This is a genomic window from Thioclava kandeliae (genome assembly GCF_040297545.1).
Taxonomy (GTDB): domain Bacteria; phylum Pseudomonadota; class Alphaproteobacteria; order Rhodobacterales; family Rhodobacteraceae; genus Thioclava; species Thioclava kandeliae.
Genome location: NZ_JAYWLC010000016.1, coordinates 29,307 through 51,182 on the forward strand (window position 1 = coordinate 29,307; position 21,876 = coordinate 51,182).

Annotated in this window: 18 protein-coding genes; 11 read left to right on the plus strand and 7 right to left on the minus strand. The window is 63.9% G+C overall.

Annotated elements, in window-relative coordinates:
• Window positions 1-7: 7 nt before the first annotated feature.
• Entirely contained in the window at window positions 8-1,342 is a 1,335-nt protein-coding gene (locus VSX56_RS15690; protein WP_350938500.1) for an NAD(P)/FAD-dependent oxidoreductase, read from the plus strand.
• A 176-nt stretch (window positions 1,343-1,518) separates the two neighbouring features.
• Window positions 1,519-2,760, plus strand: coding sequence for an NAD(P)/FAD-dependent oxidoreductase (locus VSX56_RS15695; RefSeq protein ID WP_350938502.1), 1,242 nt, complete (start codon window positions 1,519-1,521; stop codon window positions 2,758-2,760).
• Window positions 2,761-2,767: 7 nt separating this feature from the next.
• On the opposite strand, the gene VSX56_RS15700 is transcribed toward VSX56_RS15695, so the two are convergent.
• On the minus strand, window positions 2,768-4,156 hold the full coding sequence (locus VSX56_RS15700; protein WP_350938504.1) for an MFS transporter: 1,389 nt from the start codon (window positions 4,154-4,156) through the stop codon (window positions 2,768-2,770).
• A 143-nt stretch (window positions 4,157-4,299) separates the two neighbouring features.
• Here VSX56_RS15700 and VSX56_RS15705 point away from each other — a divergent pair, with 143 nt between their 5' ends.
• The gene (locus VSX56_RS15705) at window positions 4,300-5,226 is read left to right on the plus strand and encodes a LysR family transcriptional regulator (protein ID WP_350938506.1); all 927 of its coding nucleotides are present in this window, start codon (window positions 4,300-4,302) and stop codon (window positions 5,224-5,226) included.
• A gap of 4 nt (window positions 5,227-5,230) precedes the next feature.
• On the opposite strand, the gene VSX56_RS15710 is transcribed toward VSX56_RS15705, so the two are convergent.
• Window positions 5,231-5,806, minus strand: coding sequence for a cupin domain-containing protein (locus VSX56_RS15710; protein WP_349295624.1), 576 nt, complete (start codon window positions 5,804-5,806; stop codon window positions 5,231-5,233).
• Between the two features lie 121 nt (window positions 5,807-5,927).
• On the opposite strand from VSX56_RS15710, the gene VSX56_RS15715 reads away from it, so the two are divergent.
• The 3 genes from VSX56_RS15715 to VSX56_RS15725 all read left to right on the plus strand — a co-directional run bounded on the left by VSX56_RS15715 (window position 5,928) and on the right by VSX56_RS15725 (window position 11,306).
• The gene (locus VSX56_RS15715) at window positions 5,928-7,220 is read left to right on the plus strand and encodes a 4-aminobutyrate--2-oxoglutarate transaminase (protein ID WP_349295623.1); all 1,293 of its coding nucleotides are present in this window, start codon (window positions 5,928-5,930) and stop codon (window positions 7,218-7,220) included.
• The gene (locus VSX56_RS15720) at window positions 7,213-8,688 is read left to right on the plus strand and encodes an NAD-dependent succinate-semialdehyde dehydrogenase (protein WP_350938509.1); all 1,476 of its coding nucleotides are present in this window, start codon (window positions 7,213-7,215) and stop codon (window positions 8,686-8,688) included. The genes VSX56_RS15715 and VSX56_RS15720 overlap by 8 nt, the downstream gene beginning before the upstream one ends.
• A gap of 236 nt (window positions 8,689-8,924) precedes the next feature.
• Complete coding sequence (locus VSX56_RS15725) at window positions 8,925-11,306, plus strand: methyl-accepting chemotaxis protein (protein ID WP_339114928.1); 2,382 nt, start codon at window positions 8,925-8,927, stop codon at window positions 11,304-11,306.
• Window positions 11,307-11,339: 33 nt separating this feature from the next.
• On the opposite strand, the gene VSX56_RS15730 is transcribed toward VSX56_RS15725, so the two are convergent.
• On the minus strand, window positions 11,340-11,675 hold the full coding sequence (locus VSX56_RS15730) for a hypothetical protein (protein ID WP_339114927.1): 336 nt from the start codon (window positions 11,673-11,675) through the stop codon (window positions 11,340-11,342).
• A gap of 213 nt (window positions 11,676-11,888) precedes the next feature.
• Between VSX56_RS15730 and VSX56_RS15735 the strand changes: the two genes are divergently transcribed.
• The gene (locus VSX56_RS15735) at window positions 11,889-12,908 is read left to right on the plus strand and encodes an LLM class flavin-dependent oxidoreductase (protein ID WP_339114926.1); all 1,020 of its coding nucleotides are present in this window, start codon (window positions 11,889-11,891) and stop codon (window positions 12,906-12,908) included.
• 78 nt (window positions 12,909-12,986) lie between these two features.
• Window positions 12,987-13,919 carry a 2-hydroxyacid dehydrogenase gene (locus tag VSX56_RS15740; RefSeq protein WP_339114925.1) on the plus strand — a complete coding sequence of 311 codons (933 nt, stop codon included), beginning with the start codon at window positions 12,987-12,989 and terminating at the stop codon, window positions 13,917-13,919.
• Between the two features lie 31 nt (window positions 13,920-13,950).
• Here VSX56_RS15740 and qhpR read toward each other — a convergent pair whose 3' ends face one another.
• The 4 genes from qhpR to VSX56_RS15760 all read right to left on the minus strand — a co-directional run bounded on the left by qhpR (window position 13,951) and on the right by VSX56_RS15760 (window position 18,709).
• Window positions 13,951-14,973 (minus strand): AraC-like transcriptional regulator QhpR, encoded by a 1,023-nt coding sequence (gene qhpR, locus VSX56_RS15745; protein WP_350938512.1) that lies wholly within the window; start codon window positions 14,971-14,973, stop codon window positions 13,951-13,953.
• 169 nt (window positions 14,974-15,142) lie between these two features.
• Window positions 15,143-16,507, minus strand: a complete 1,365-nt coding sequence (gene eat, locus VSX56_RS15750) for an ethanolamine permease (RefSeq protein WP_350938514.1) — start codon at window positions 16,505-16,507, stop codon at window positions 15,143-15,145.
• Window positions 16,508-16,546: 39 nt separating this feature from the next.
• Complete coding sequence (eutC, locus tag VSX56_RS15755) at window positions 16,547-17,308, minus strand: ethanolamine ammonia-lyase subunit EutC (RefSeq protein ID WP_350938516.1); 762 nt, start codon at window positions 17,306-17,308, stop codon at window positions 16,547-16,549.
• A 9-nt stretch (window positions 17,309-17,317) separates the two neighbouring features.
• Window positions 17,318-18,709, minus strand: a complete 1,392-nt coding sequence (locus VSX56_RS15760; protein WP_339114921.1) for an ethanolamine ammonia-lyase subunit EutB — start codon at window positions 18,707-18,709, stop codon at window positions 17,318-17,320.
• Window positions 18,710-18,993: 284 nt separating this feature from the next.
• On the opposite strand from VSX56_RS15760, the gene VSX56_RS15765 reads away from it, so the two are divergent.
• From VSX56_RS15765 to VSX56_RS15775, 3 genes are read left to right on the plus strand one after another with little or no spacing between them, the layout of a single operon-like run.
• Window positions 18,994-20,124 (plus strand): ABC transporter ATP-binding protein, encoded by a 1,131-nt coding sequence (locus tag VSX56_RS15765; RefSeq protein WP_350938518.1) that lies wholly within the window; start codon window positions 18,994-18,996, stop codon window positions 20,122-20,124.
• Window positions 20,121-21,032 (plus strand): carbohydrate ABC transporter permease, encoded by a 912-nt coding sequence (locus VSX56_RS15770; RefSeq protein WP_350938520.1) that lies wholly within the window; start codon window positions 20,121-20,123, stop codon window positions 21,030-21,032. The genes VSX56_RS15765 and VSX56_RS15770 overlap by 4 nt, the downstream gene beginning before the upstream one ends.
• Entirely contained in the window at window positions 21,032-21,850 is an 819-nt protein-coding gene (locus VSX56_RS15775; RefSeq protein ID WP_350938522.1) for a carbohydrate ABC transporter permease, read from the plus strand. The genes VSX56_RS15770 and VSX56_RS15775 overlap by 1 nt, the downstream gene beginning before the upstream one ends.
• Window positions 21,851-21,876: the final 26 nt, after the last annotated feature.

The following is a 21,876-nucleotide window of genomic DNA, read 5'->3' on the forward strand; positions in this document are numbered from 1 at the left end:
ACGGGACATGTCTCCCAAGGTAGATCGCGTCACCACCTCTGACGTGCTTCCCGAAAGCGCCGATGTGGTGGTTGTCGGTGCAGGGATTGTCGGCGTCACAAGCGCGCTGTTTCTGGCAGAGCGCGGCCTGAAGGTCGTGGTGCTCGAGAAGGGCCGCGTGGCGGGCGAACAGTCGGGCCGCAACTGGGGCTGGGTGCGCGAGCAACTGCGCTCGCCGGTCGAACAGGAGCTGGCGATCCTGTCGCTGCGGCTCTGGCGCTCGATGGACCAGCGGATCGGACAGGATGCGGGCTTCCGCAAGACCGGCATGATGGTTGTGTCGAAAGACCCAGGGGAACGCCAGCGCTGGGAGGCATGGGCGCGCAGCATGGCCCATCACAACCTCCCCGGCGGTATTCTGGAGGCCGATGAGGTCAAAGCCGCCCTGCCCGACACGGCCGAGGACTGGCATCATGCCATCCACTCTCCCGAGGATGGCTGGGCCGAGCCACAGATCGCCGTGCCCGCGATGGCGCGTGGCGCGCAGGCCAAAGGCGCCATCATCGTGCAGAATTGCGCGGTGCGCGGCTGGGAAACCTCTGCGGGCCGGATCTCGGAGGTCGTCACCGAGCGCGGCACGATCCGCTGCGCGAAGGTGCTGGTTGCGGGCGGGGCATGGTCGTCGATGCTCCTGCGCCATCAGGGCATCCGGTTCCGCCAGTCGGGTGTCTTCGGCACCGCCTTCCGCACCAATGCAGGGGCCGAGGTCTATGCAGGCGGGGTGGGCAGCCCGCTCTTTTCCTATCGCCGCCGCGATGATGGCGGCTATACGGTGGGGCTGCGCGGACGTGGCCGGATCGAGCTGTCCCCGATGGGGGTGCGCGATGCATGGGCCTTCCGCAACCTCTTCTTCCTGCGCCGCGACCAGCTGACCTTCGCGCTGACGAAATCGGCGCTGAACGGGCCTTTCGCCTTCCGGTCATGGAAAAATTCCGGCCCCTCACCCTTCGAGGAAGACCATGCCCGCATCTATGATCCCCCCGCCGATCCCAAGCTGGTCGCGGGCGGAATGGCCGCGTTCGAGGCGGCGTATCCGGTGCTCAAGGGCGTGGGCGTGGCCGAAAGCTGGGGCGGTGTGATCGACGCCACCCCCGATATGGTGCCGGTGATCGGCGCCGTGCCGCAGCAGGCGGGCCTCTTTGTCGCCAGCGGTTTCTCGGGGCATGGTTTCGCCATCGGTCCGGGGGCGGGCTATCTGATGGCGCAGATGATCGCGGGCGAGACCCCCGAGATCGATGCGACAGGCTTCCGCTTCGCGCGCTTCGATCAGGGCCGCGCGCATCCGGTGCATCACTGGATCTGACACCGTCGCGGTCTGCGGCCCCTGACACCCCCTCGGGCCACAGATCGGGTCTTACCATTGCGCGCCCGAGCTGGCATCCTGCGCCGACAAACAGACAGTTTTACCGGATACTGATCGCGCATGGCCTCCTCTCTCGCACCCTGCCCTGACACAAACGGCCCCAAGAGGCCGCACCCATGAGCCCCACAGCCATTGTCCTCGGGGCCGGAATGGTCGGCACCGCCACGGCGCTGGCGCTTCAGGCACGCGGTTGGGAGGTCACGCTGATCGACCGGCGGCCTGCAGGGCAGGAGACCAGCTTCGGTAATGCAGGCATCATCGAGGCCGAGGCCGCCGAGCCGTTCGCCATGCCGCGCGATCCGGCCAGCCTCTGGGCCATCGCCACCGGCCGCAATAACGAGGTGGCATGGGATCTGCGCGGGGTTCTGGCGCAGGCGCCCGCGCTCTGGCGGTATTTCCGCGCCTCTGCCCCCGCACGCCATCTTGCGCTCTCGCGCCATTACGCCGCCCTGACGCGCCGCGCCACGTCAGATCACGCGCCCCTGATCGCCGCTGCAGGCGCTGACCCCCTGATCCGACGCGACGGGTTCTATATGGTGATGCGCGATCCGCGCGCGCTCGAAACCGCCTGGACGGAGGCGCAGCGCCTGCGCGAGAGCTACGGGGTCGCCTCGGAGATTCTCGACAGCACGGCCCTGCGCGCCGCCGAGCCGGTTTCCGCGCGGGCCGCAGGGGCGATCCTGTGGCCGGAGGCGTGGTCCTGCCGTGATCCGGGAGCACTGGTGAGCGCCTATGCCGCTCTCTTCACCGCGCGGGGCGGGCGCATGATGCACGCGGATGCGACACAGCTGCAGCGCAAAGGATCGGGCTGGGAGCTTGGCGGGGCTGAAGCCCAGCATGTGGTGCTGGCCCTCGGCCCGTTCAGCAATGCCCTTCTTGCGCCCCTGATCGGGCTGTCCCTGCCGATGGTGCTCAAACGCGGCTATCATTGCCATATGGAGGGGGCGGCGCTCCCCTCGCGTCCGGTGCTGGATGCCGATTACGGTGTGGTTGCCGCACCAATGGTCCGCGGCCTGCGGCTTCTGACCGGTGCCGATCTCTGCGCGCATCCCGCCCGCGCGCCGCGCCAGCTGGCCCGAGGCGAGGCGGCGCTGCGGCAGCTGCTCGATCTCGGGCAGCGCAGCACGGATCCCGTCTGGACCGGTCAGAGGCCCTGTATGGCCGATATGCTACCGGTTCTGGGGCCGGTCACCGACCAGCGGGGAATGTGGATCCATACCGGCCACGGGCATCAGGGCTTCACGCTGGGGCCGACCACCGCCGCATTGCTCGCCGATGCCATGACCGAGGGGCGCCCCCTGCCCGATGCGCTCTTGCTCTCACGCGCGCGGGGCCATCGGTGGCACGGTGCCCGCTGAGCGCCCCTCAGCCCGCGATAACAGAACGGGCCACAGCGCTCCGGCGCAGGCTCATCAGCCCGCCCGCAATCGCGGCAATGGCGGCAAAGGCCAGCCCGAGCTGCGGCACCTCTCCCTCGGGCAGCAGCGCGAACATGATCGACAGTGCCAGCCCGCCAACCGTCTGGCCGAGCAGCCGCGCCGTGCTCTGGCAGCCCCCCGCCGCCCCTGCCCGCACCTGCGGCGCCGTCATCAGCATATTGCGGTTATTGGGCACCTGCACGAAGCCGAAGGCCGCCCCCGAGATCACCATGCCGAGGATCAGCGGCACCAGCGATGTCGACCAGACCGAGGCGATCGCGAACCCGAGCGCCATGACGAGCGCCCCGATAGCACAGAGCCGCGCGCCATCGATCTGGTCGGCCATCCGCCCCGCCCATGCGCCGGTCGTCGCCAGAGCCAGCGGCCATGCGCTCATCGCGAGCCCCATTTCCAGAGGCGACATCGAGAACCCGCGCATCAGCAGGAAAGGCAGCGCCACGAACCCCGCCATCTGGCCCGCGAAGATCGTCACGGAGACGATGATCGATAGCCGGAATGCGGGACGGCGCAGTAGATCGAGCGGGATGACGGGGGTCTCCTTGTGCCATTCGCGCCGGATCAGCGCGGCAAAGACCAGCACGCTCGCCGCCAGCATCGCCCAGCCCTGCCACGGCACGACCGCCACCCGCCCTGCCCCGAGGATCAGCGCGGCAAACCCCAGCGCATTCATCACCATCGCCGGAATATCGGCGCGGCGCCCCGTGCCCCGCGGCCCGATCAGCGCCACCGATGCCACAAGCGCCACGATCCCCACCGGCACGTTGAGCGCGAAGAGCCACGGCCAGCCGGTCACCGACAGGACCGCCGCGCCAAGCGCGGGCCCCGCCGCCGTCGCCAGCGCCACCACCATCGAGTTGAACCCGATCACCCGCCCCAGCATTCCCGCAGGCAGGCTGTAGCGCAAAAGTGCGATGGTCAGCGACATGATGGGCGCCGCGCCGATCCCCTGCAGCACCCGCGCCGCAATCAGCCAGTCGATGCTGGGCGCCAGCGCACAGAGCCCCGAGGAGAGCGTGAACAGGATGACCCCACCGGTAAACAGCCGTTTGGGACCGATGGCCTCGCCCAGAAACGCCATCGGCAGGAGCCCCATGACGAGGGTCAGCTGATAGGCGGTGACCACCCAGACCGTTTTCGAGGTCGAGGCATTCAGGCTCTCGTGGATCGCCGGAAGCGCGACATTGGCGATGGCCCCGTCGAGCACCACCAGCGTCAGCGTCACCAGCAGGGCAAAGAGCGCGAAATAGCGGCGCGGCGCGGGCAGGCCGTCCTCGTAAACGGTGGTTTGCGTGGCCGCAGGATCGGCATGGGTCATTGGGATCATCCTTTCGTCATGCCGCCAGATCTATCATCTCTGGCGAAATGCAGAAGACGCAGCCATTGCATTTAATAGTTGCACCAAACGCCATGCCACGGCTGGCGCGCGCGCGGCAGGTGCCTTAGGCTGGACCGATGGATATGCGTGATCTCAACCTGCTGCGGGCGCTTGATGCGCTGCTGGCCGAGGGGAGTGTGGCTGCGGCCGCACGGCGGCTGGGGCTGTCGACCTCGGCCATGAGCCGGACGCTTGCGCGTCTGCGCGAGGCCACGGGCGACCCGCTTCTGGTGCGGGCGGGGCGCGGAATGGTGCTGACGCCGCATGCCGAGGCCCTCAAGGAGCGCGTGCCGCATCTGGCCGCCGAGGTCGAGACCGTACTGAGACCGGCCGAGACCCTCTTGGACCCCGCCCATCTGCAGCGTGATTTCGTCATCCGTGCCAATGACGGGTTCATCGCCGCCTATGGCGCGACATTACTGGGGCTGGTGCGCGAACGCGCCCCCGGTGTGCGGCTGCTCTTCGCGCAGAAAGAACCCAACCCCGCGCGGGCGCTGCGCGACGGGCTGTGCGATCTGGAGCTGGGTATCCTGCGCGACACCGCGCCCGAGCTGAAAGTCCAGCGCCTGACCCGTGATTATTTTGTGGGGGTGACACGGCCCGGACACCCTCTGGCCGCGCGACCGATCACCGCGCGCGATTTTGCCGAGAGCGACAGCATCGTCTCCACCCTGCACCAGCCGGTGAATTTCACGCATGTGGTGGATCGGGCACTTGCCGAGATCGGGCTGAAGCGCCGCCGGACCTTTCAGGTGCCATCCTTTCTGGTGGCGCTCTCCATTTCCCAGCAGAGCGATCTGGTGGCGATCCTACCCCATTCCTATGCCATGATGGAAAAGCGCCGCCTGATGGCGCTCGGCCTTGAGGGGCCGGAGATCTTCGATCTTCCCTTCGAGACGGGCGAGATCGTGATCTCGCTGATCTGGCACCCGCGGATGGACCGTGATCCGGCCAACCGCTGGCTACGCGAACTGGTGCGCGAATGCACGCGGATGGTGGGCGCGGGTTGAGCGCTCAGAAGGTCGGCGGCGTGCAGGCGCTGAACACCACACAGGGCTCGGCGCCCACCTGACGGAACCGGTGCGGCAGTCGGCTGTCGAAGTAGTAGGCATCGCCCGGGCCGAGCACCTTGCGCTCCTCGCCCACGGTGATCTCCACCCGCCCCGAGAGGACGATCCCGCCCTCCTCGCCCTCATGGCCATACATCACGCGGCCCGTATCGGCGCCCGGCTCGTAGGTTTCCTGCAGGATCATCATCGCGCGGCCAAAGAGCGTGCCGCCGATCTGGCGCAGCGACAGCTTCCCCTTGCCGATCTCGGTCAGCTCGTCCGCGGCATAGAAAATCTGGCGCTCGGCATCGGGCTGGAACTCGAAGAAAGCCGAGAGACTGATCGGGATACCATCGAGGATCTTGCGCAGCGCCCCCACCGAGGGGTTCATCTTGCCCGATTCAATCAGCGAGATCGTCGAATTGGGCACGCCCACCTTCTTGGCCAGTGCGCGCTGCGACAGCCCCGCCCGCTCGCGAATCACGCGCAGTCGGTGGCCCAGCTCCTTGTCCTGGGAGGTCGTGTTATGAGTGTTCACCATAGATCAAACACCTCCATTCCATGACGCTTATACAACGACTTACAGCCAATAAGAAACAGACTATTTAACTTTCCAAATCCCGCTAGGCTTCTCTCAAATCAGCTCTTCAGGGATACTCCTCATGGCAAATGCAGATATCGAAACCCGCCGCAAAGCAGCCCTCGCCCGTGGCGTCGGCGTCCTCACCTCGCATTACGCAGTCCGCGCCGAGAACTCGGAAATCTGGGATGCCGATGGCAACCGCCTTCTTGATTTCGGCTCGGGCATCGCCGTGCTGAACACCGGCCACCGCCATCCGAAAGTGGTCGAGGCGGTCAAGGCGCAGCTCGACGCCTTCACCCATACCTGCCATCAGGTCGTGCCCTACGAGAACTATGTCCGTCTGGCCGAGCGTATCAACGAACTGGCGCCCGGCGATTTCGCCAAGAAGTGCCTCTTTGTCACCACCGGTGCCGAAGCGCTTGAAAACGCGGTCAAGATTGCCCGTGCGCATACCAACCGCTCGGCTGTGATCACCTTCCAGGGCGGCTTCCACGGCCGGACCTTCATGACCATGGCGATGACCGGCAAGGTTGCGCCCTACAAGATCGGCTTCGGCCCGCTGATGAATGACGTCTTCCACGCGCCATACCCCTATGAAGCGCATGGTGTTTCGGTCGATGACAGCCTGAATGCGATCGAGAAGCTGTTCAAAGCGGATGTCGATCCGGCCCGCGTCGCGGCCATCGTGCTGGAACCCGTGCAAGGTGAAGGCGGCTTCGTGCCCGCGCCGAAAGAGTTCACCGCCCGCATCCGCGCGCTGTGCGACAAACATGGCATCGTGATGATCGCCGATGAAGTCCAGACCGGCTTCGCCCGCACCGGCACCGTTTTCGCGATGGAGCAACATGACGCCCATGCCGATCTGATCACCATGGCGAAATCGCTGGGGGGTGGTTTCCCGATCGCGGGTGTCGTTGGCCGCGCCGAGATCATGGATGCGGCAGGCCCGGGTGGTCTGGGCGGCACCTATGGCGGCAACCCGCTGGCGATTGCCGCGGCCAATGCCGTGCTCGATGTGATCGAGGAAGAAAAGCTCTGCGCGCGCGCCAACACGCTGGGAGCCAAGCTGAACACCAAGCTCGAAGAGCTGAAAACCCTCGTGCCGGAACTGGCCGAGATCCGTGGTCCGGGCTTCATGGTCGCGGCTGAATTCATGAATGCCGATGGCACCCCCGCGACCGAGCTGACCAACAAGATCCGTCTGGCAGCGCTGGAGCGTGGCCTGCTGCTGCTGACCTGTGGCGTCTATGGCAATGTGATCCGCTTCCTCGCGCCGATCACCATTCCGGAGGCACAATTCGATGAGGCGATGGACATCCTGACCGCCGCCATCAAAGAGGTCAAAGGCATCAAGGAACTGGCCGATGCTTGATCGCTCGGATCTGGCAGCCAAACTCAAGGACGCGTCTCTGCTGGAGACGCGCGCCTATATCAATGGTGAATGGGTGGGGTCGGAGACGCGTTTCGCGATCGAGAACCCCTCGACCGGCGAGACGCTGGCCGAGGTGCCGGACCTGACCGTTACCGATACCAATCGCGCGATCGACGCGGCCTATGCGGCCAAAGCCGCTTGGGCTGCCAAGACCGGCAAGGAGCGCGGCGCGATCCTGCGCAAGCTCTATGATCTGATGGTTGCCAATGCCGATGATCTGGCCACTATCCTCACCGCCGAGATGGGCAAGCCTTGGGCCGAGGCCCGTGGCGAGGTGCTTTACGGCGCCTCCTATGTCGAGTGGTTCTCGGAAGAGGCCAAGCGTCTTTATGGCGATTTCATCCCCGGTCATGCGACCGACATCCGCATGGTTGTCGTCAAACAGCCGGTGGGTGTGGTGGGTGCCATCACTCCGTGGAACTTCCCCAATGCGATGATCGCGCGCAAGCTTGCGCCCGCGCTCGCGGCAGGCTGCACGATGGTGGCACGCCCGTCCGAGTTCACGCCCCTTTCGGCACTGGCGCTGACCGTGCTGATCGAGCGTGCCGGCGTGCCGGCAGGTGTGTTCAACATCGTGACCGGCCTCGATGCCGCAGGGATCGGCAAGGCGCTATGCGATAGTCCCAAGGTCGCCAAGATGACCTTCACCGGTTCGACCCGCGTGGGCAAGATCCTGATGCGTCAGGGCGCCGATACGGTGAAGAAGATCTCGCTCGAACTGGGTGGCAATGCGCCCTTTATCGTGTTCGACGATGCCGATGTGGATGCGGCGGTCCAGGGCGCGATGATCGCCAAGTTCCGCAATAATGGTCAGACCTGTGTCTGTGCCAACCGCATCTATGTGCAGGCCGGTGTCTATGACGCCTTTGCCGAGAAACTGGCCAAAGCCATGGGCGCATTGACCTTGGGCGATGGGTTTGCGGAAGGCACGACCACCGGCCCGCTGATCAACGCGGCAGCGCTGGCCAAGGTCGAGGACCATATCGCGGATGCTGTGGCGAAGGGCGCGACCGTTCTGACAGGCGGTAAACGCTCGGCTCTGGGCGGAACCTTCCACGAGCCCACCCTGCTGACCGGCGTTACGCAAGAGATGAAGGTGGCCTCCGAAGAGACGTTTGGCCCGCTGGCGCCTCTGGTAAAGTTCGAGACCGAGGCCGAGGCGATCGCCTTTGCCAATGACACCGAATTCGGGCTGGCGAGCTATTTCTACACGGGCGATCTCAAGCGCGCATGGCGCGTGGGCGAGGCGCTTGAGACGGGGATGGTCGGCATCAATACCGGTGCCATCTCCTCGGAAATCGCGCCGTTCGGCGGGATCAAGCAATCGGGACAGGGGCGCGAGGGCTCCAAATACGGCTGCGACGACTATCTCGAGATCAAGAATCTCTGCTTCGGCGGGATAAGATAATGCCAGATGCCTCCGGTCAGGCCGGAGGCATTTCCCTTTATACGGCTTTCCCGATTTACCCTAGATTTTACGCTAAATTTCGGTGCATCGCGGATAATCGGAATTTGCCCCAATATTTCATAAGGATGCGGCTGCAGAAATAATTTCTGCATATGAAAATACACGCCTTGAGGGAAAGTAGCTCTTAATAAATCACGCTTAAGACTATGCTCACTGTCAATAAGGTGAGCCGCACAATGTCCGCACCCTCGCGTCCTGTCTTCCTGCATCAGAAGGTCTCGCGCCTGATCATGGTTCCGCTTTTCGCCGTGGTCGTGTTCTCAGCCGCAATGATCACACAGCGGATCTCCAACGCGCTCGATGCGCAGACCCTGACCCATCTGATGCGATTTGCCTCCTCTCTCTCCAATCTGGTGCATGAGCAGCAAAAAGAACGCGGCGCGACAAGCATCTATCTCAGCAGCAAGGGCGCGACCTTTGCCGAGGAACTGGCCGCACAGCGCGCCTTGACGGATGAGCGGGTGCGCGAGGTCGCACAGGTCGGGTCCGCCGTGGCAGATGGCCTCCCGCCCGAGCTGGCCAGCTCCTATGCCGAGATCCAGGCGCAGATCGCGAAGCATGATGCGGTGCGGGCGCAGGTCGATGATCTCGCCATTCCGGTGCCCGACGCTTTGGGACATTATACCAAGATCAACGGCGACACGATCGCGATGCTGGGCCAGCTCACGGAAATGGGGCTGAACGCAGATATGGCCAAACGTCTGAGCGCGTTCACCTCCTTCATGGCGGCCAAGGAACGCGCGGGTATCGAGCGGGCTATCGGCTCGGGCGGCTTCGCGCTCGGGCGCTTCGATACGGCACGGCTGGGGACATTGCACCGGCTGATCTCCCAACAGGATATGGGGTTTGCTTTCTTCCGCCAGTTCGCAACACCGGAACAGGTGGCGGCCTTCGCGACGCTGGAAAATGGCTCTGCATTTACCCGCGTGAACGAGCTACGCGCGATCGCCTTCGCCTATCCGGATACGGGTTCGGTAGAGGGCATCACTCCCAAGGAGTTTTTTGACGCGACCACGACCCGCATCGGCCAACTCAAGACCTTCGAGGACAGTCTGGGGAGCAATATCAACGAGGTCGCCACGGCATATCGCAACCATCAGCTATGGCTGCTGCTGCTCAACACGCTCGCCATGCTTGCCGCGACAGCTGTGATCCTCGTTATTGCCCGGCGCATAACGAGAAGTATGGTTCAGGAGGTTACCAACATATCGCAGCGGGCGGCAAAAATGGCGACCGGCGATCTCGAGAGTGACATGCCGATGACAACCATCGTCGAATTCGACCGCATCAACGAAGCGATCGAGGCCTTCCGGAGCAGTATCCTCACGGCACGGGCCAAGGAAGAGACCCATGCCAAGGAAGAGCTCGCCCGCGAACATGCCGAGCGCGAGAGATCCGAGGTCCTGCGCCTTGAAGAGCGCCGCGCCTCAGAACAGGCTTTAGCCGAAACGACCGCCAAACGTGCGGCCGATGAGGCGATTGCCAAGGACGTTAGGGATGTCGTCAATGCCTGTGCCAGCGGAGATTTCACCAAACGCATCCCGCTCGAGGGTAAGGACGGCATCATGGCCGATCTGTGTCAGGGCCTGAACGAGATCGGCGCCAGCGTCGAACAGGGTCTGGGCGAGGTCGAGAGGTCGATGCAGACTTTCGCACGCGGCGATTTTACCTATCGTATGCCCGAAACCCTTCGCGGCAGCTTCCGCCGCATCGCCCAGTCAAGCAATCAGGCGGCAGAGGCCCTCTCGGCGACAATGCAGAGCATCGCAGCCTCGTCGCAGCGCATCGAAAGCTCGACCCGCGAGATTTCCGACGCCTCGGCGGATCTGGCCCGCCGGTCCGAGAAGAATGCCGCCGTGCTGGAAGAAACCACCTCGGCGCTGACCGAAATGTCGGCCTCCGTCAGCAGTTCGTCACGGGAGCTGGACGAGACCCAGAAAACCGTCACCGATATCAACGAACGGGCCGAGCGCGGGCACGAGGTCGTGGTCGATGCGATCGCCGCCATGAGCAGCATCGAGAACTCCTCGGCCAAGATCGAACGTGTGCTGCAGGTGATCGATGATATCGCCTTCCAGACCAACCTTCTGGCGCTCAATGCCGGCGTCGAGGCCGCGCGGGCGGGGGAAGCGGGCCGTGGGTTTGCGGTTGTGGCCTCCGAGGTGCGGGCTCTGGCGCAGCGCTCCGCCGACGCCTCGCAGGAAATAGGCACCATGATCTCGACATCCAGCGCCGATGTGCAACGTGGGGTCTCGATGGTCAATTCCACCGGTAGGGCACTCGAGGAAATCGTGCAAGGCGTGCGTGACATACGCAGCCGGATCGAGGGGATTGTGGGCGCCACCCGAGAAACGACAATCGGCATCAAGGAAATCTCGAACGCCACGCTGGAACTGGATCAGACCACCCAGAAGAATGCCGCGATGTTCGAAGAGACAAATGCCGCGATCACGACCCTGCGCAACGAGACACAGGCGCTTTCCGCCGAGCTCGGAACCTTCAAGATCGATACGGGAGACGTCGAGCTTTTCGACGAACCGAACCGGATGGCGAGCTAGGGGAGAGGCGGCAACAACGCGCCGCCTCTGCTGTCATTTCAGCGCGACATAGGTCGCGGCATCGAGATGCGAGATCCGCACGGCGACCTTTGGTCCGGTCACCTCCTCGATCCGCGCCTTCAGCACTTCCGCCAGTTCCGTAAGCTTTTCGCGCGTCCGCTCGGGCTTCGGCAGGATCGCCAATTCGCAATTGACCACCGGCTGGTCCGGAAGGCCCGTGACCGGCAGCCATGCCAGCTGGCAGGCCGCCTCTGCCGAGGACAGTCTCTCGCAAAGGATTGCACGCAGATCGACAAGCAGGGTCCGGACCCCCTCCGGATCGATGCGTGCGTCACATGTCCTGTCGACATGGAGTTTCAGAATGGGCATATGTTCCTCCCCGACTTACAGAATACATTGAATGACCGTGCAAGCGGCCCCGAATTCGAGTGGCCCGATCACTGCTGCAGACGATGGCAGATCCCCGTCCCCGCCTCAATCCCGATCCTTGTGCACATCGCCTGCGCCTGAGGGAACAGCCCGCGCCCTTGCAGCCCCCCCGCCGGCATCCCTAGATGCGAAGGAACTGAAAGGATCACTTGTATGAAAAAGATCGGCTTTCTCTCTTTCGGCCACTGGGCGGATGACCGTGGCTCGCAGGTGCGTTCGGCCTCGGATGTTCTGCTTCAATCCATCGACCTCGCTGTTGCGGCGGAGCAGATGGGCGTCGATGGTGCCTATTACCGTGTGCACCATTATGCCCGCCAACTCGCCTCGCCTTTCCCGCTTCTGGCTGCGGTGGGCGCACGCACGACAAGTATCGAGATCGGCACCGGTGTCATCGATATGCGCTACGAGAACCCGCTTTATATGGTCGAGGATGCCGGCAGCGCCGATCTGATCTCGGGCGAGAGGCTGCAGCTCGGTATCTCGCGCGGATCGCCCGAACAGGTGATCGACGGCTGGAAGCATTTCGGATACCAGCCCGCCGAGGGCGAAAGCCCTTCCGATATGGCACGCCGCCATACGGAGGTTTTCCTCAGGATGCTCGACGGTGAGGGCTTTGCCCAACCCAATCCGCGCCCGATGTTCCCCAACCCGCCCGGCCTGCTGCGGCTCGAGCCCCAGAGCCCGGGCCTGAAGGAACGCATCTGGTGGGGCGCGGGCTCGAACGCGACGGCGATCTGGGCCGCGCAGCTCGGGATGAACCTACAAAGCTCGACCCTGAAAGATGACGAGACCGGCGAGCCCTTCCATATCCAGCAGGCCAAACAGATCCGTGCCTATCGCGAGGCCTGGAAAGAGGCGGGTCACGCGCGCAGCCCGCGGGTTTCGGTGTCGCGCTCGATCTTTGCGCTGACCAATGATCAGGACCGGATGTATTTCGGCAACGGCTCCAAGGATCAGGACCAGATCGGTTTCATAGACCAGACCCGTTCGGTTTTCGGGCGGGGCTATGCTGACGAGCCCGATCGCCTGATCGAACAGTTGCGTCGGGACGAGGCGATTGCCGAGGCCGATACGCTACTGCTGACCGTGCCGAATATGCTGGGCGTCGATTATAACGTCCATGTGCTGGAAAGCATCCTGACCCATGTGGCTCCCGCTCTGGGCTGGCGCTAACTAAATCCCTGAAACCACGCCTTGCACCGGCGTGGTTTTCTTGCTCTGATCCGGCAAAATTATACTACAGGGATCATCATGAGCATCGTCGTTTACCTCCCCAATCCGAAAACCTCCGCCAAATGGGTTACCCGCCTGCAGGGCGTGCTGCCCGAGGCCGAGATCGTTTCCGCTCATGAGCCCTTCGATGCGCAGGCCGTGACCTATGCCGCGGTCTGGCAACCCGCGACGGGCTTTCTGGCAGGGCTGCCCAATCTGAAGGCCATCATCTCGCTCGCGGCAGGGGTAGACCATATCGCTGCGGATGCAGAACTCCCGCGCCATATCCCGGTGATCCGCACGGTGGGCACCGATCTGACCCAGCGGATGCGCGAATATGTGGCGATGCAGGTGCTGAACCTGCACCGCTACATGCCCGAGATGCAGCTCGCGGCGGCAAAAGCCGAATGGAAGGCGCTGGTCGCGCCGGTTGCAGGGCAGCGCACGGTCGGTGTGCTGGGTCTGGGCAATCTGGGGGCGGCGTCGGCGGCCCTGCTGGCGCAGATCGGCTTTGAGACGCGCGGCTGGGCGCGAAGCCCCAAAACCATCGACGGCGTCACCTGCCATCATGGCCCCGAGGGTCTGAAGGCGTTTCTGGAGGGCTGCGAGATCGTGGTGAACCTCTTACCGCTGACCCCCGAGACCCATCATATCCTGAATGCCGACTTTTTCGCGCAATTGCCCAAAGGTGCCCGCCTGTTGAACGCCGCCCGCGGCGACCATCTCGACGAGGCGGCCCTGCTGGAGGCGCTGGAGAGCGGCCAGATCGCCCATGCCATCCTCGATGCTTTCCCGCTGGAGCCCTTGGCCAAGGACCATCCGTTCTGGACGCATGAAGGGGTGACGGTAACCCCGCATATTGCCTCACAGGTCGACCCCGAGACCGGCAGCCACATCATGGCCGCCAATATCGCGGAATTCGAGGCGCAGGGCCATTGCAAGGATCAGGCCGATATGCAGCGGGGCTACTGATCCAGCCCGATATCGCTCTGATGCCGCAACCCTAATGTCGCAAGGCGTTGAATGCCTTGCGATATTGCGAGGGCGAGGTATTTTCCCAGCGTCGGAAAGCGCGAACGAAGGCGCTGGGTTCGGAATAGCCCAACTCTTCCGCAATCAGCGAGATCGACAGGCCCGAGCCTTCAAGATAGCGGCAGGCCTGCTCGTGGCGGGTCTCCTCGACAAGCCGTGCGAAGCTGGTGCCACAATCCTGCAGGCGGCGCTGGAGCGTCCAGCGCGGCATCCCCATCCTGTCCGATAGAAGGTCGAGATCCAGCGTGGTATCTTTCAGATGCAGCCGGATCACCTCGGCGGCCGCCTCGGTCACGCAAGGCCCCGTCTCGCGCAGGCTGAGCGCCTGAAGATTACAGCGCAACAGCTGCTGGAGCGTACCATCGGCCTTGGGCATAGCAAGTCCCTGATCGGCAGACCGGAAGACCAGCGCATTGGTCGGGCGGCCGAAACGCACAGGCGCCCCGAAGGCGGCCTCGATCTCGGCGCGGGTGCCGTTATCGGCTTGCTCCAGCTCGATCAATTCGGGCGCCCAATCCTCGCCGCCCGCATGGCGCAGGACATTGCGGAACATCCCCAATGTCACCAGCGCGTCCTGATCACGCATCCGCACACGATCCGGGGCCACACGGTAGCTGATCCAGCTCAGATCGTCCTGTGCGCGGAAGCCGGTCGCAGTGCCCTGCTGGTGCCACGGGAAATAGGCCGCCAGATTTTGCGCGGCATCGCCCAGACTGGCCGAGTTGATCGCCATATAGCCGATCAGCCCCAACATCTCTGGTGTAAAGGCCTGCCCGTAGGCCAGCCCGAAATTCACATCGCCCGAACGCTCGGCGCCCAGTTCCATCATCCGGCAATACAGGTCGAGATCCATCCGGCTCATCGGCTGGGCCGCGGTCTCGGGCGCAAAGCCAAGGCTGCCGAAGAAACTGTCAGGGCACAGCCTGTAACGGCGGATGAATCCGTCGATACCGGTCGCGGCTGCGGCGAGAACCTGCGGTGTCTGGGCCTGCATGGGAATCCCTCCATCTCTGGGAGATGGGGATGAACGCAACCATCGCTTATAGCAATTCGCGCCGTCTTCGGTTGCCTTGTTTACAAGGGCGAGACATGGAGTATGATTAAAAAATAAACCACCCGCCTAATTAAGAGGCGGGTGGAAAATCAGATATGGCGAGGCCTGTTTACTCGCCCGGCGTTGCGGTCGCGTCGACCTTGCGGCGCAGCAAGGCGGCCACACCCACACCGAGGATCATCAGGATCGCGAAGATCACGAAGATCTCGAAATTGTAGATGATCATCGCCAGCATCGCGAGGCAGGCAAGCCCCAGCGCGATTGCCGGAAGGACCGGGAACAGGGGCGCCTTCCACGGGCGGTCCAGATCGGGCTCGGACTTGCGTAGACGGAAGAGCGAGGCCATCGACATGATATACATCACCAGCGCGCCGAACACGGCCATCGTCACGATAGTGGCGGTCAGCGACATGCCGGCGACCGAGATCAGGCTATCCGAATAGATCGCGATGATGCCTACGACACCACCCGCGATGGTGGCCACATGCGGCGTGTGGAAGCGCGGATGCACCTTCGAGAAGACCTCCGGTAGAAGACCTGCGCGCGACAGGGCGAACATCTGGCGGGCATAGCCCATGATGATGCCGTGGAACGACGCCACCAGACCGAAAAGACCGAGCCAGACAAGCATATGGGTCCAGCCGCTGCCTTCACCCACCACACGGATCATCGCCTGCGGCAGCGGGTCATTGAGGTTCGACAGCTGCGTCCAGTCGCCCGAGCCACCTGCCATGATCATCACCCCGAAGGCGAGGAACACGAGCGTCAGGATACCGGCGATATAGGCTTTCGGAATGGTGCGGCGCGGGTCCTTGGCCTCTTCTGCGGCCATAGCGACGCCCTCGATGGCGAGGAAGAACCAGATGGCAAACGGGATCGCGGCAAAGATACCGCCGATGGCCACGGGCGAGAACTCGCTGGCACCGGCCCAGCCATGGGCCGCGAAATTGGTCACCGAGAAGGCAGGGGCGACAACACCCATGAAGACCAAGAGCTCGAAGACCGCAAGCAGCGTCACCAGCAATTCGAAGGTCGCCGCGATTTTCACACCCGCGATATTGAGTGCGATGAAGATGATATAGGCGCCTACCGCCGCCAGTTTCGGGTCAAGCCCGGGGAACTGGACGTTGAGATAGGAGCCGATCGCCAGCGCGATGGCGGGCGGGGCAAACAGGAACTCGATCAGCGTGGCAAAGCCCGCGATGGCGCCGCCCGTCGGGCCGAAGGCGCGGCTGGCATAGGCAAACGGCCCGCCCGCGCGCGGAATGGCGGTGGTCAGTTCGGTGAAGCTGAAGATAAAGGCGGTATACATGGCCGCCACGATGATCGTGGTGATCAGGAAGCCCAGCGTGCCCGCGCTTTCCCAGCCATAGCTCCAACCGAAATATTCGCCCGAGATCACGAGGCCGACTGCGAGACCCCAGAGATGGAAGGCGTTGAGGCTTTTTGACAGCCCCGCTTTGCCAGTTGACATGATGTTTTCCCCGTTTTGTTTTTTGATGCCCCTTCGGGCCTATTCCTTTGGAATTGCGGTTGTTTCCGAGGCCGCCAGCGTGGGAGCCTCTTCTTTCAGCTTGGTGCCGGTCAGACCCAGCCTGCGCGCCTCGCGCACCAGCCATGCCAGTTTGCTTGCCGCCTGAGCGGGCGTCTGACCGCCACTGAGGTGAATATTGGACAGGCAGTTCCGGTCGCTATCGGGGCAACCGGACCGCGGGTTATAGGTAAGGTAGATGCCAAGGCTGTCAGCCACGGTCAGGCCCGGACGCTCGCCGATCAGCACGGCCACCATGCGGGCCCCCAAGCCCTGCCCGACCTCGTCGCCCACAGCCACGCGGCCTTGGATGACAATCGCCACCGGCGCGATGGACAGATCCGGAAGCGCCTCATGGGCCGCGCGCAGGGTCGCGCCCGCATGTGCCGCAACAGCCGCCGAGGACAGCCCGTCACAGATAACAAAAGCCAGATCATAATCGCCCTTTGCCAGCCCCGCGCGATCCTCTTCGGCCAGTTTGCGCCCCAGATCGGGGCGGCGGAGATAGATGGAGCGGTCGGCCGCAGCCGAACGGAGCGCCAGCGTCTCGAACTCGGAAAGCTCGGCCTGCAAGGCCGCCACGTCCAGCGGCGCATGGACCGCATCGCGCGCCCGCGCGGCATCGAGCCGGAAGGACGCGAGCGCCGGCGTGGGCAGCCCCGCGCCCGAACGCCCGAGCCCGATACGGGCGCGGGTGGCTTGACGCAGGCGGGCGAAGGGGTCGCGGGTCAGATCATCGCTCATGGTATCCCCTCACGCGCTCAGGGCCGGGCGGGTCATCGCCGCCAGCAGCCGGTCCGGCGCAGGCGCGATACGCCCGCCCTCATCCACAATCCCCTGTGCCGAAAGCCAGCTCTCGAATTCGGGCGCGGCCCGCAGCCCGAAGCTTTCGCGCAGATAGAGAATGTCGTGATAGGAGAGCGACTGATAATTGAGCATGATGTCATCCGCGCCCGGCACGCCGATGAAATACCGGCAGCCCGCATCCGACAGAAGCGTCAGCAGACCGTCCATATCATCCTGATCAGCATGGGAGTGGTTGGTGTAGCACACATCGCAGCCCATCGGCACGCCCATCAGCTTGGCGCAGAAATGGTCCTCGAGGCCCGCGCGGGTGATCTGCTTGCCATCAAACAGATATTCCGGCCCGATAAAGCCCACGACCGTGTTCACCAGAAGCGGGTCGAAAGCGCGCGCCACCGCATAGGCGCGGGTCTCGACGGTCTGCTGGTCCATCCCGAAATGCGCATCGGCTGACAGAGCCGCGCCCTGCCCCGTCTCGAAATACATCACATTCTGGCCCACGGTGCCGCGCTTGAGCGACAGCGCCGCGTCCTGCGCCTCGGCCAGAATCGCCAGATCCACCCCGAAGCCTCGATTGGCCTTCTCGGTGCCCGCAATCGACTGGAACACCAGATCGAGCGGCGCACCACGATTGATGATCTCGATGGAATTGGTCACATGGGTCAGCACGCAGCTTTGCGTGGGGATCGCGTGACGCTCGCGGAGTTCATCCAGCAGATGGATCAGGGCCATTGCCTGCGGCACGTTATCGGTGGCGGGGTTGATGCCGATCATCGCATCGCCAATGCCGTAAAGGAGCCCGTCGATGATGCTCGCGGCCACGCCTGCCGGATCATCGGTCGGATGGTTGGGCTGGAGCCGGCTCGAGACGGTGCCCGACAGGCCCATCGTGGTGCGGAAGGCGGTGATGATCTCGATTTTGCGGGCCACCGCGATCAGGTCGCGGTTGCGCATCAGCTTGGAGACGGCGGCGACCATCTCGGGCGTCAGCCCCGGCGCCAACGCCTTGAGCGAGGACGCGTTGGCCTCGTTCGACAACAGCCAGTCGCGGAACTGGCCCACCGTCATATGCGCCACGGGCGCGAAGGCCGCGCGATCATGGCTATCACAGATCAGGCGCGTGACCTCGTCGTCCTCATAGGGCACAAGCTGTTCTGCCAGAAATTCGGTGAGCGGCAGATCGGCCAGCGCCATCTGGGCGGCCACTCTTGCGATCTCGCTCTCGGCGGCAACGCCTGCCAGCTCGTCTCCCGAGCGCTGCGGGCTCGCCGCCGCCAGCAATGCGGTCAGGCTGTCGAAACGGAAGATTTCGGAACCGATCATATGGCGATAGCTGGGCATGGGGCCTCCGATAGATGTCTGCAGCAAGGATAGCGCATCCTGCCCCGCCAAGACTTGACCGCATATGACAATCGCACCGGCGCCACTGTCATGATCTGTCAAGTTTGGCGATCTCCCCCGAATCCGGCAGCCCTGCCTGAAGGACGGGCATCCGGCGAAACCGCCCCATCGCGCTGCATGCCTTGCGGCGGTCAGGGCCCTGTCGGAAATCTTTCATAAAAGCTAAGCCTGATTGTTACCTTGCCGCTGCATCTGGAGCCCGAACAGATGCGAAGGAAACTGACATGACCTCCCAATCCGTGACACTTGCCGGTATCGGCAAGGGGTTCGGCACGACGACCGTGCTTAAGGGGATCGATCTCGAGATCCATGCGGGCGAATTCCTGTCGCTGGTAGGGATGTCGGGCTGCGGGAAATCGACGCTGTTGCGGATCATCGCAGGGCTCGAGACTGCCGATACCGGCTCCGTGCGGATCGATGGCGAGGATGTTACCGGCACCGATCCGACAGACCGCAATCTGGCGATGGTCTTCCAGTCCTACGCGCTCTATCCGCATATGAGCGTGCGCCAGAATATCGCGACGCCTCTGCGCATGCGCCGTCTGCGGCTGATCGACCGGCTGCCGCTGCTGGGGCGGCTGACCGCGCCGCGCGATACCCTGCGCGAGATCGAGATCGCCGTCGAACATGCCGCCGAGCTGCTGCAGATCTCGGCGCTTCTGGACCGCAAACCGGCGCAGCTCTCGGGCGGACAGCGCCAGCGGGTGGCGCTCGCGCGGGCCTTGGTGCGCAATCCGGCAGCCTTCCTGATGGACGAGCCGCTCTCCAATCTCGACGCCAAACTGCGCGCCCATATGCGCGACGAGCTGGCCGCCCTGCACAAACGCCTTGGCGCGACCTTCATCTATGTCACCCATGATCAGGTCGAGGCGATGACCATGTCCGACCGGATCGCGCTGATGTCGGAAGGCCGGATCGAACAGCTGGGAACACCCGAAGAGCTCTATCGCCGCCCCGCCAACCTGACGGTGGCACGGTTTATCGGCGCGCCCACGATCAACCTTCTGCCCGCCGAAAGCATGGCCGATGGCCGACTGCGCCTGATGGGCGAGATGCTGGATCTGCGGGTGCGGCAAGCGGGGCCGCTGACGCTCGGTCTGCGCGCCGAGGATCTGCATCTGGCGGCAACAGGGCTTCCTGCGCGCGTCACCCGTATCGAGACCCATGGCGCCGACCGCTATGTGAGCTGTGCGCTTCTGGCCGATGAGACGCTCTCGCTTACCCTGCGCCAGAGCGCCTCGGGCCCCGCGCCCGCCGGGATCGTCCATCTGGGCTTTGCACAGGACGCGCTGCATGTGTTCGGCCCCGATGGGCAGCGCCTGACCGCGCGCCTCCTACAAAAGGTGGTGGCATGAGCGCGCTCGATTTGCCCCATGCCCCCACCCGCGCGCGCGCCCGCACAGGTGCCAAAATCAGCAAGGGTATGCTTTTTGCCGCCCCCGCCGTGGTGCTGCTGCTGGCGATCTATATCCTGCCACTCCTCACGCTGGCGGGGTTCTCGCTGACCGACTACCAGCTTGGGGCGATCCGCTGGAACTTCGTGGGGCTCCAGAATTTCACCAAGGCGTTCCATGACGCGGTCTTCCTGCGCGCCTTCTGGAACACGGTGCTCTATGCCGCCATCGTCATCCCCTGCGGCATCTTTCTGGCGCTCGGCGTGGCACTTCTGGTGCATGGGCGGAGCCGCACGCGGGGCCTGTGGGAAGTGGCCTATTTCCTGCCCGTCACCGCCACGCTGGTCGCCATGGCGACCGTCTGGCAGTTCCTGCTGCACCCCACCCTCGGGCCGGTGAATGCCGTGATCACTTGGGCGGGCTTTGATGCGGTGCAGTTCTTGGGCACACCATGGCTTCTGATCCCGACCATGGCGCTGATCGGCGTCTGGCAGGTCGTGGGGTTCAATATGGTGCTGTTTCTTGCAGGGCTGACCGCCATCCCGCAGGACCTGCACGAGGCCGCACAGCTGGACGGCGCGAAATCCCCGATCGACCGTTTCCTGACCGTGACATGGCCGATGCTGGGGCCGACGACGATGTTTGTCACGGTGACCACCTCGATCTCCGCCTTCAAGGTGTTCGAGACCGTGGCTGTGCTGACCAAGGGCCGCGCAGGCTCCGAGACACTGCTCTACGCGCTCTATCTCGAGGGCTTCGATTACTCGAACACGGGCTATGCGGCGGCGCTGACGCTGATCTTCCTCGGCCTCGTTCTGGTGCTCTCGATCGGCCAGACGCTCCATCTCGAAAAGAAGGTCCATTACTGATGCGCGCCTCGAAATACCTCCCCCATCTCGTGCTGGGCCTTGGCGCTGTGGTGATGCTTTTGCCCTTCTACTGGATGGTGCTGACCGCGATCCGCTCGCCTTCCGAAATTTTCGACATCTCGCTCTGGCCGATCCCGAAAGACTTCGCGGGCGGTGAGAATTTCCATCAGGCGGCGACCTCGGTGCCGATGGCGCGGTTCATGCTCAACGGGGTGATCGTCTGCGCGGGCATCCTGATCGTGCAGGTCCTGACGGCGGTGCCCTGTGCCTATGCGCTGGCCAAGCTGCGGTTCCGTGGCCGCAAGATATTGCTATCGGTGATTGTGGCCGCGCTTTGCGTGCCGATGCAGGCGCTGGCGCTGCCTTTGTTCGTGGGGCTTGCGAAGGCGCAGATGCTCAACACCTATTTCGCGATGATGGCGCCCTTCTTCCTGTCGGTCTTCGCGATCTTCCTCTTCCACCAGTCCTTCCGCTCCTATCCCGACGAGATCATCGAGGCCGCGCGTCTGGACGGGTTTTCGGAAATGGAGATCTGCTGGCGGCTGGTCCTGCGCGCCTCGCTGCCCTCGCTTGCGGCCTTCGCGGTATTTTCCGTGGTCGCCCATTGGAACGACCTCTATTGGCCGATGATCGTCGTCAACCGCACCGAACTGGCACCGCCGCCGCTTGGCATGCTGTTCTTTGCCGATGCCGAGACCGGCACCAATTACGGCGCGCTCATGGCGGGGGCCTGCCTGATCACCGCCCCCATAGTCGCCTGTTTCCTCCTTGCCCGCCGCCAGTTCATCGCGGGCATCACCATGACGGGCGTCAAATGACCCGTCCGCCTTCCTCCCAACCGAAC

Excerpts from the sequence above, each read along its gene's own strand:
- VSX56_RS15760 (WP_339114921.1), bottom strand. The coding sequence starts at position 18,709 with ATGCCCAGCTATCGCCATATGATCGGTTCCGAAATCTTCCGTTTCGAC.
- qhpR (WP_350938512.1), bottom strand. The coding sequence starts at position 14,973 with ATGCAGGCCCAGACACCGCAGGTTCTCGCCGCAGCCGCGACCGGTATC.
- VSX56_RS15775 (WP_350938522.1), top strand. The coding sequence starts at position 21,032 with ATGCGCGCCTCGAAATACCTCCCCCATCTCGTGCTGGGCCTTGGCGCT.
- VSX56_RS15720 (WP_350938509.1), top strand. The coding sequence starts at position 7,213 with ATGCTTGATCGCTCGGATCTGGCAGCCAAACTCAAGGACGCGTCTCTG.
- VSX56_RS15690 (WP_350938500.1), top strand. The coding sequence starts at position 8 with ATGTCTCCCAAGGTAGATCGCGTCACCACCTCTGACGTGCTTCCCGAA.
- VSX56_RS15740 (WP_339114925.1), top strand. The coding sequence starts at position 12,987 with ATGAGCATCGTCGTTTACCTCCCCAATCCGAAAACCTCCGCCAAATGG.
- VSX56_RS15705 (WP_350938506.1), top strand. The coding sequence starts at position 4,300 with ATGCGTGATCTCAACCTGCTGCGGGCGCTTGATGCGCTGCTGGCCGAG.
- VSX56_RS15700 (WP_350938504.1), bottom strand. The coding sequence starts at position 4,156 with ATGACCCATGCCGATCCTGCGGCCACGCAAACCACCGTTTACGAGGAC.
- VSX56_RS15770 (WP_350938520.1), top strand. The coding sequence starts at position 20,121 with ATGAGCGCGCTCGATTTGCCCCATGCCCCCACCCGCGCGCGCGCCCGC.
- VSX56_RS15695 (WP_350938502.1), top strand. The coding sequence starts at position 1,519 with ATGAGCCCCACAGCCATTGTCCTCGGGGCCGGAATGGTCGGCACCGCC.
- VSX56_RS15735 (WP_339114926.1), top strand. The coding sequence starts at position 11,889 with ATGAAAAAGATCGGCTTTCTCTCTTTCGGCCACTGGGCGGATGACCGT.
- VSX56_RS15710 (WP_349295624.1), bottom strand. The coding sequence starts at position 5,806 with ATGGTGAACACTCATAACACGACCTCCCAGGACAAGGAGCTGGGCCAC.
- eutC (WP_350938516.1), bottom strand. The coding sequence starts at position 17,308 with ATGAGCGATGATCTGACCCGCGACCCCTTCGCCCGCCTGCGTCAAGCC.
- VSX56_RS15715 (WP_349295623.1), top strand. The coding sequence starts at position 5,928 with ATGGCAAATGCAGATATCGAAACCCGCCGCAAAGCAGCCCTCGCCCGT.
- VSX56_RS15765 (WP_350938518.1), top strand. The coding sequence starts at position 18,994 with ATGACCTCCCAATCCGTGACACTTGCCGGTATCGGCAAGGGGTTCGGC.
- VSX56_RS15730 (WP_339114927.1), bottom strand. The coding sequence starts at position 11,675 with ATGCCCATTCTGAAACTCCATGTCGACAGGACATGTGACGCACGCATC.
- eat (WP_350938514.1), bottom strand. The coding sequence starts at position 16,507 with ATGTCAACTGGCAAAGCGGGGCTGTCAAAAAGCCTCAACGCCTTCCAT.
- VSX56_RS15725 (WP_339114928.1), top strand. The coding sequence starts at position 8,925 with ATGTCCGCACCCTCGCGTCCTGTCTTCCTGCATCAGAAGGTCTCGCGC.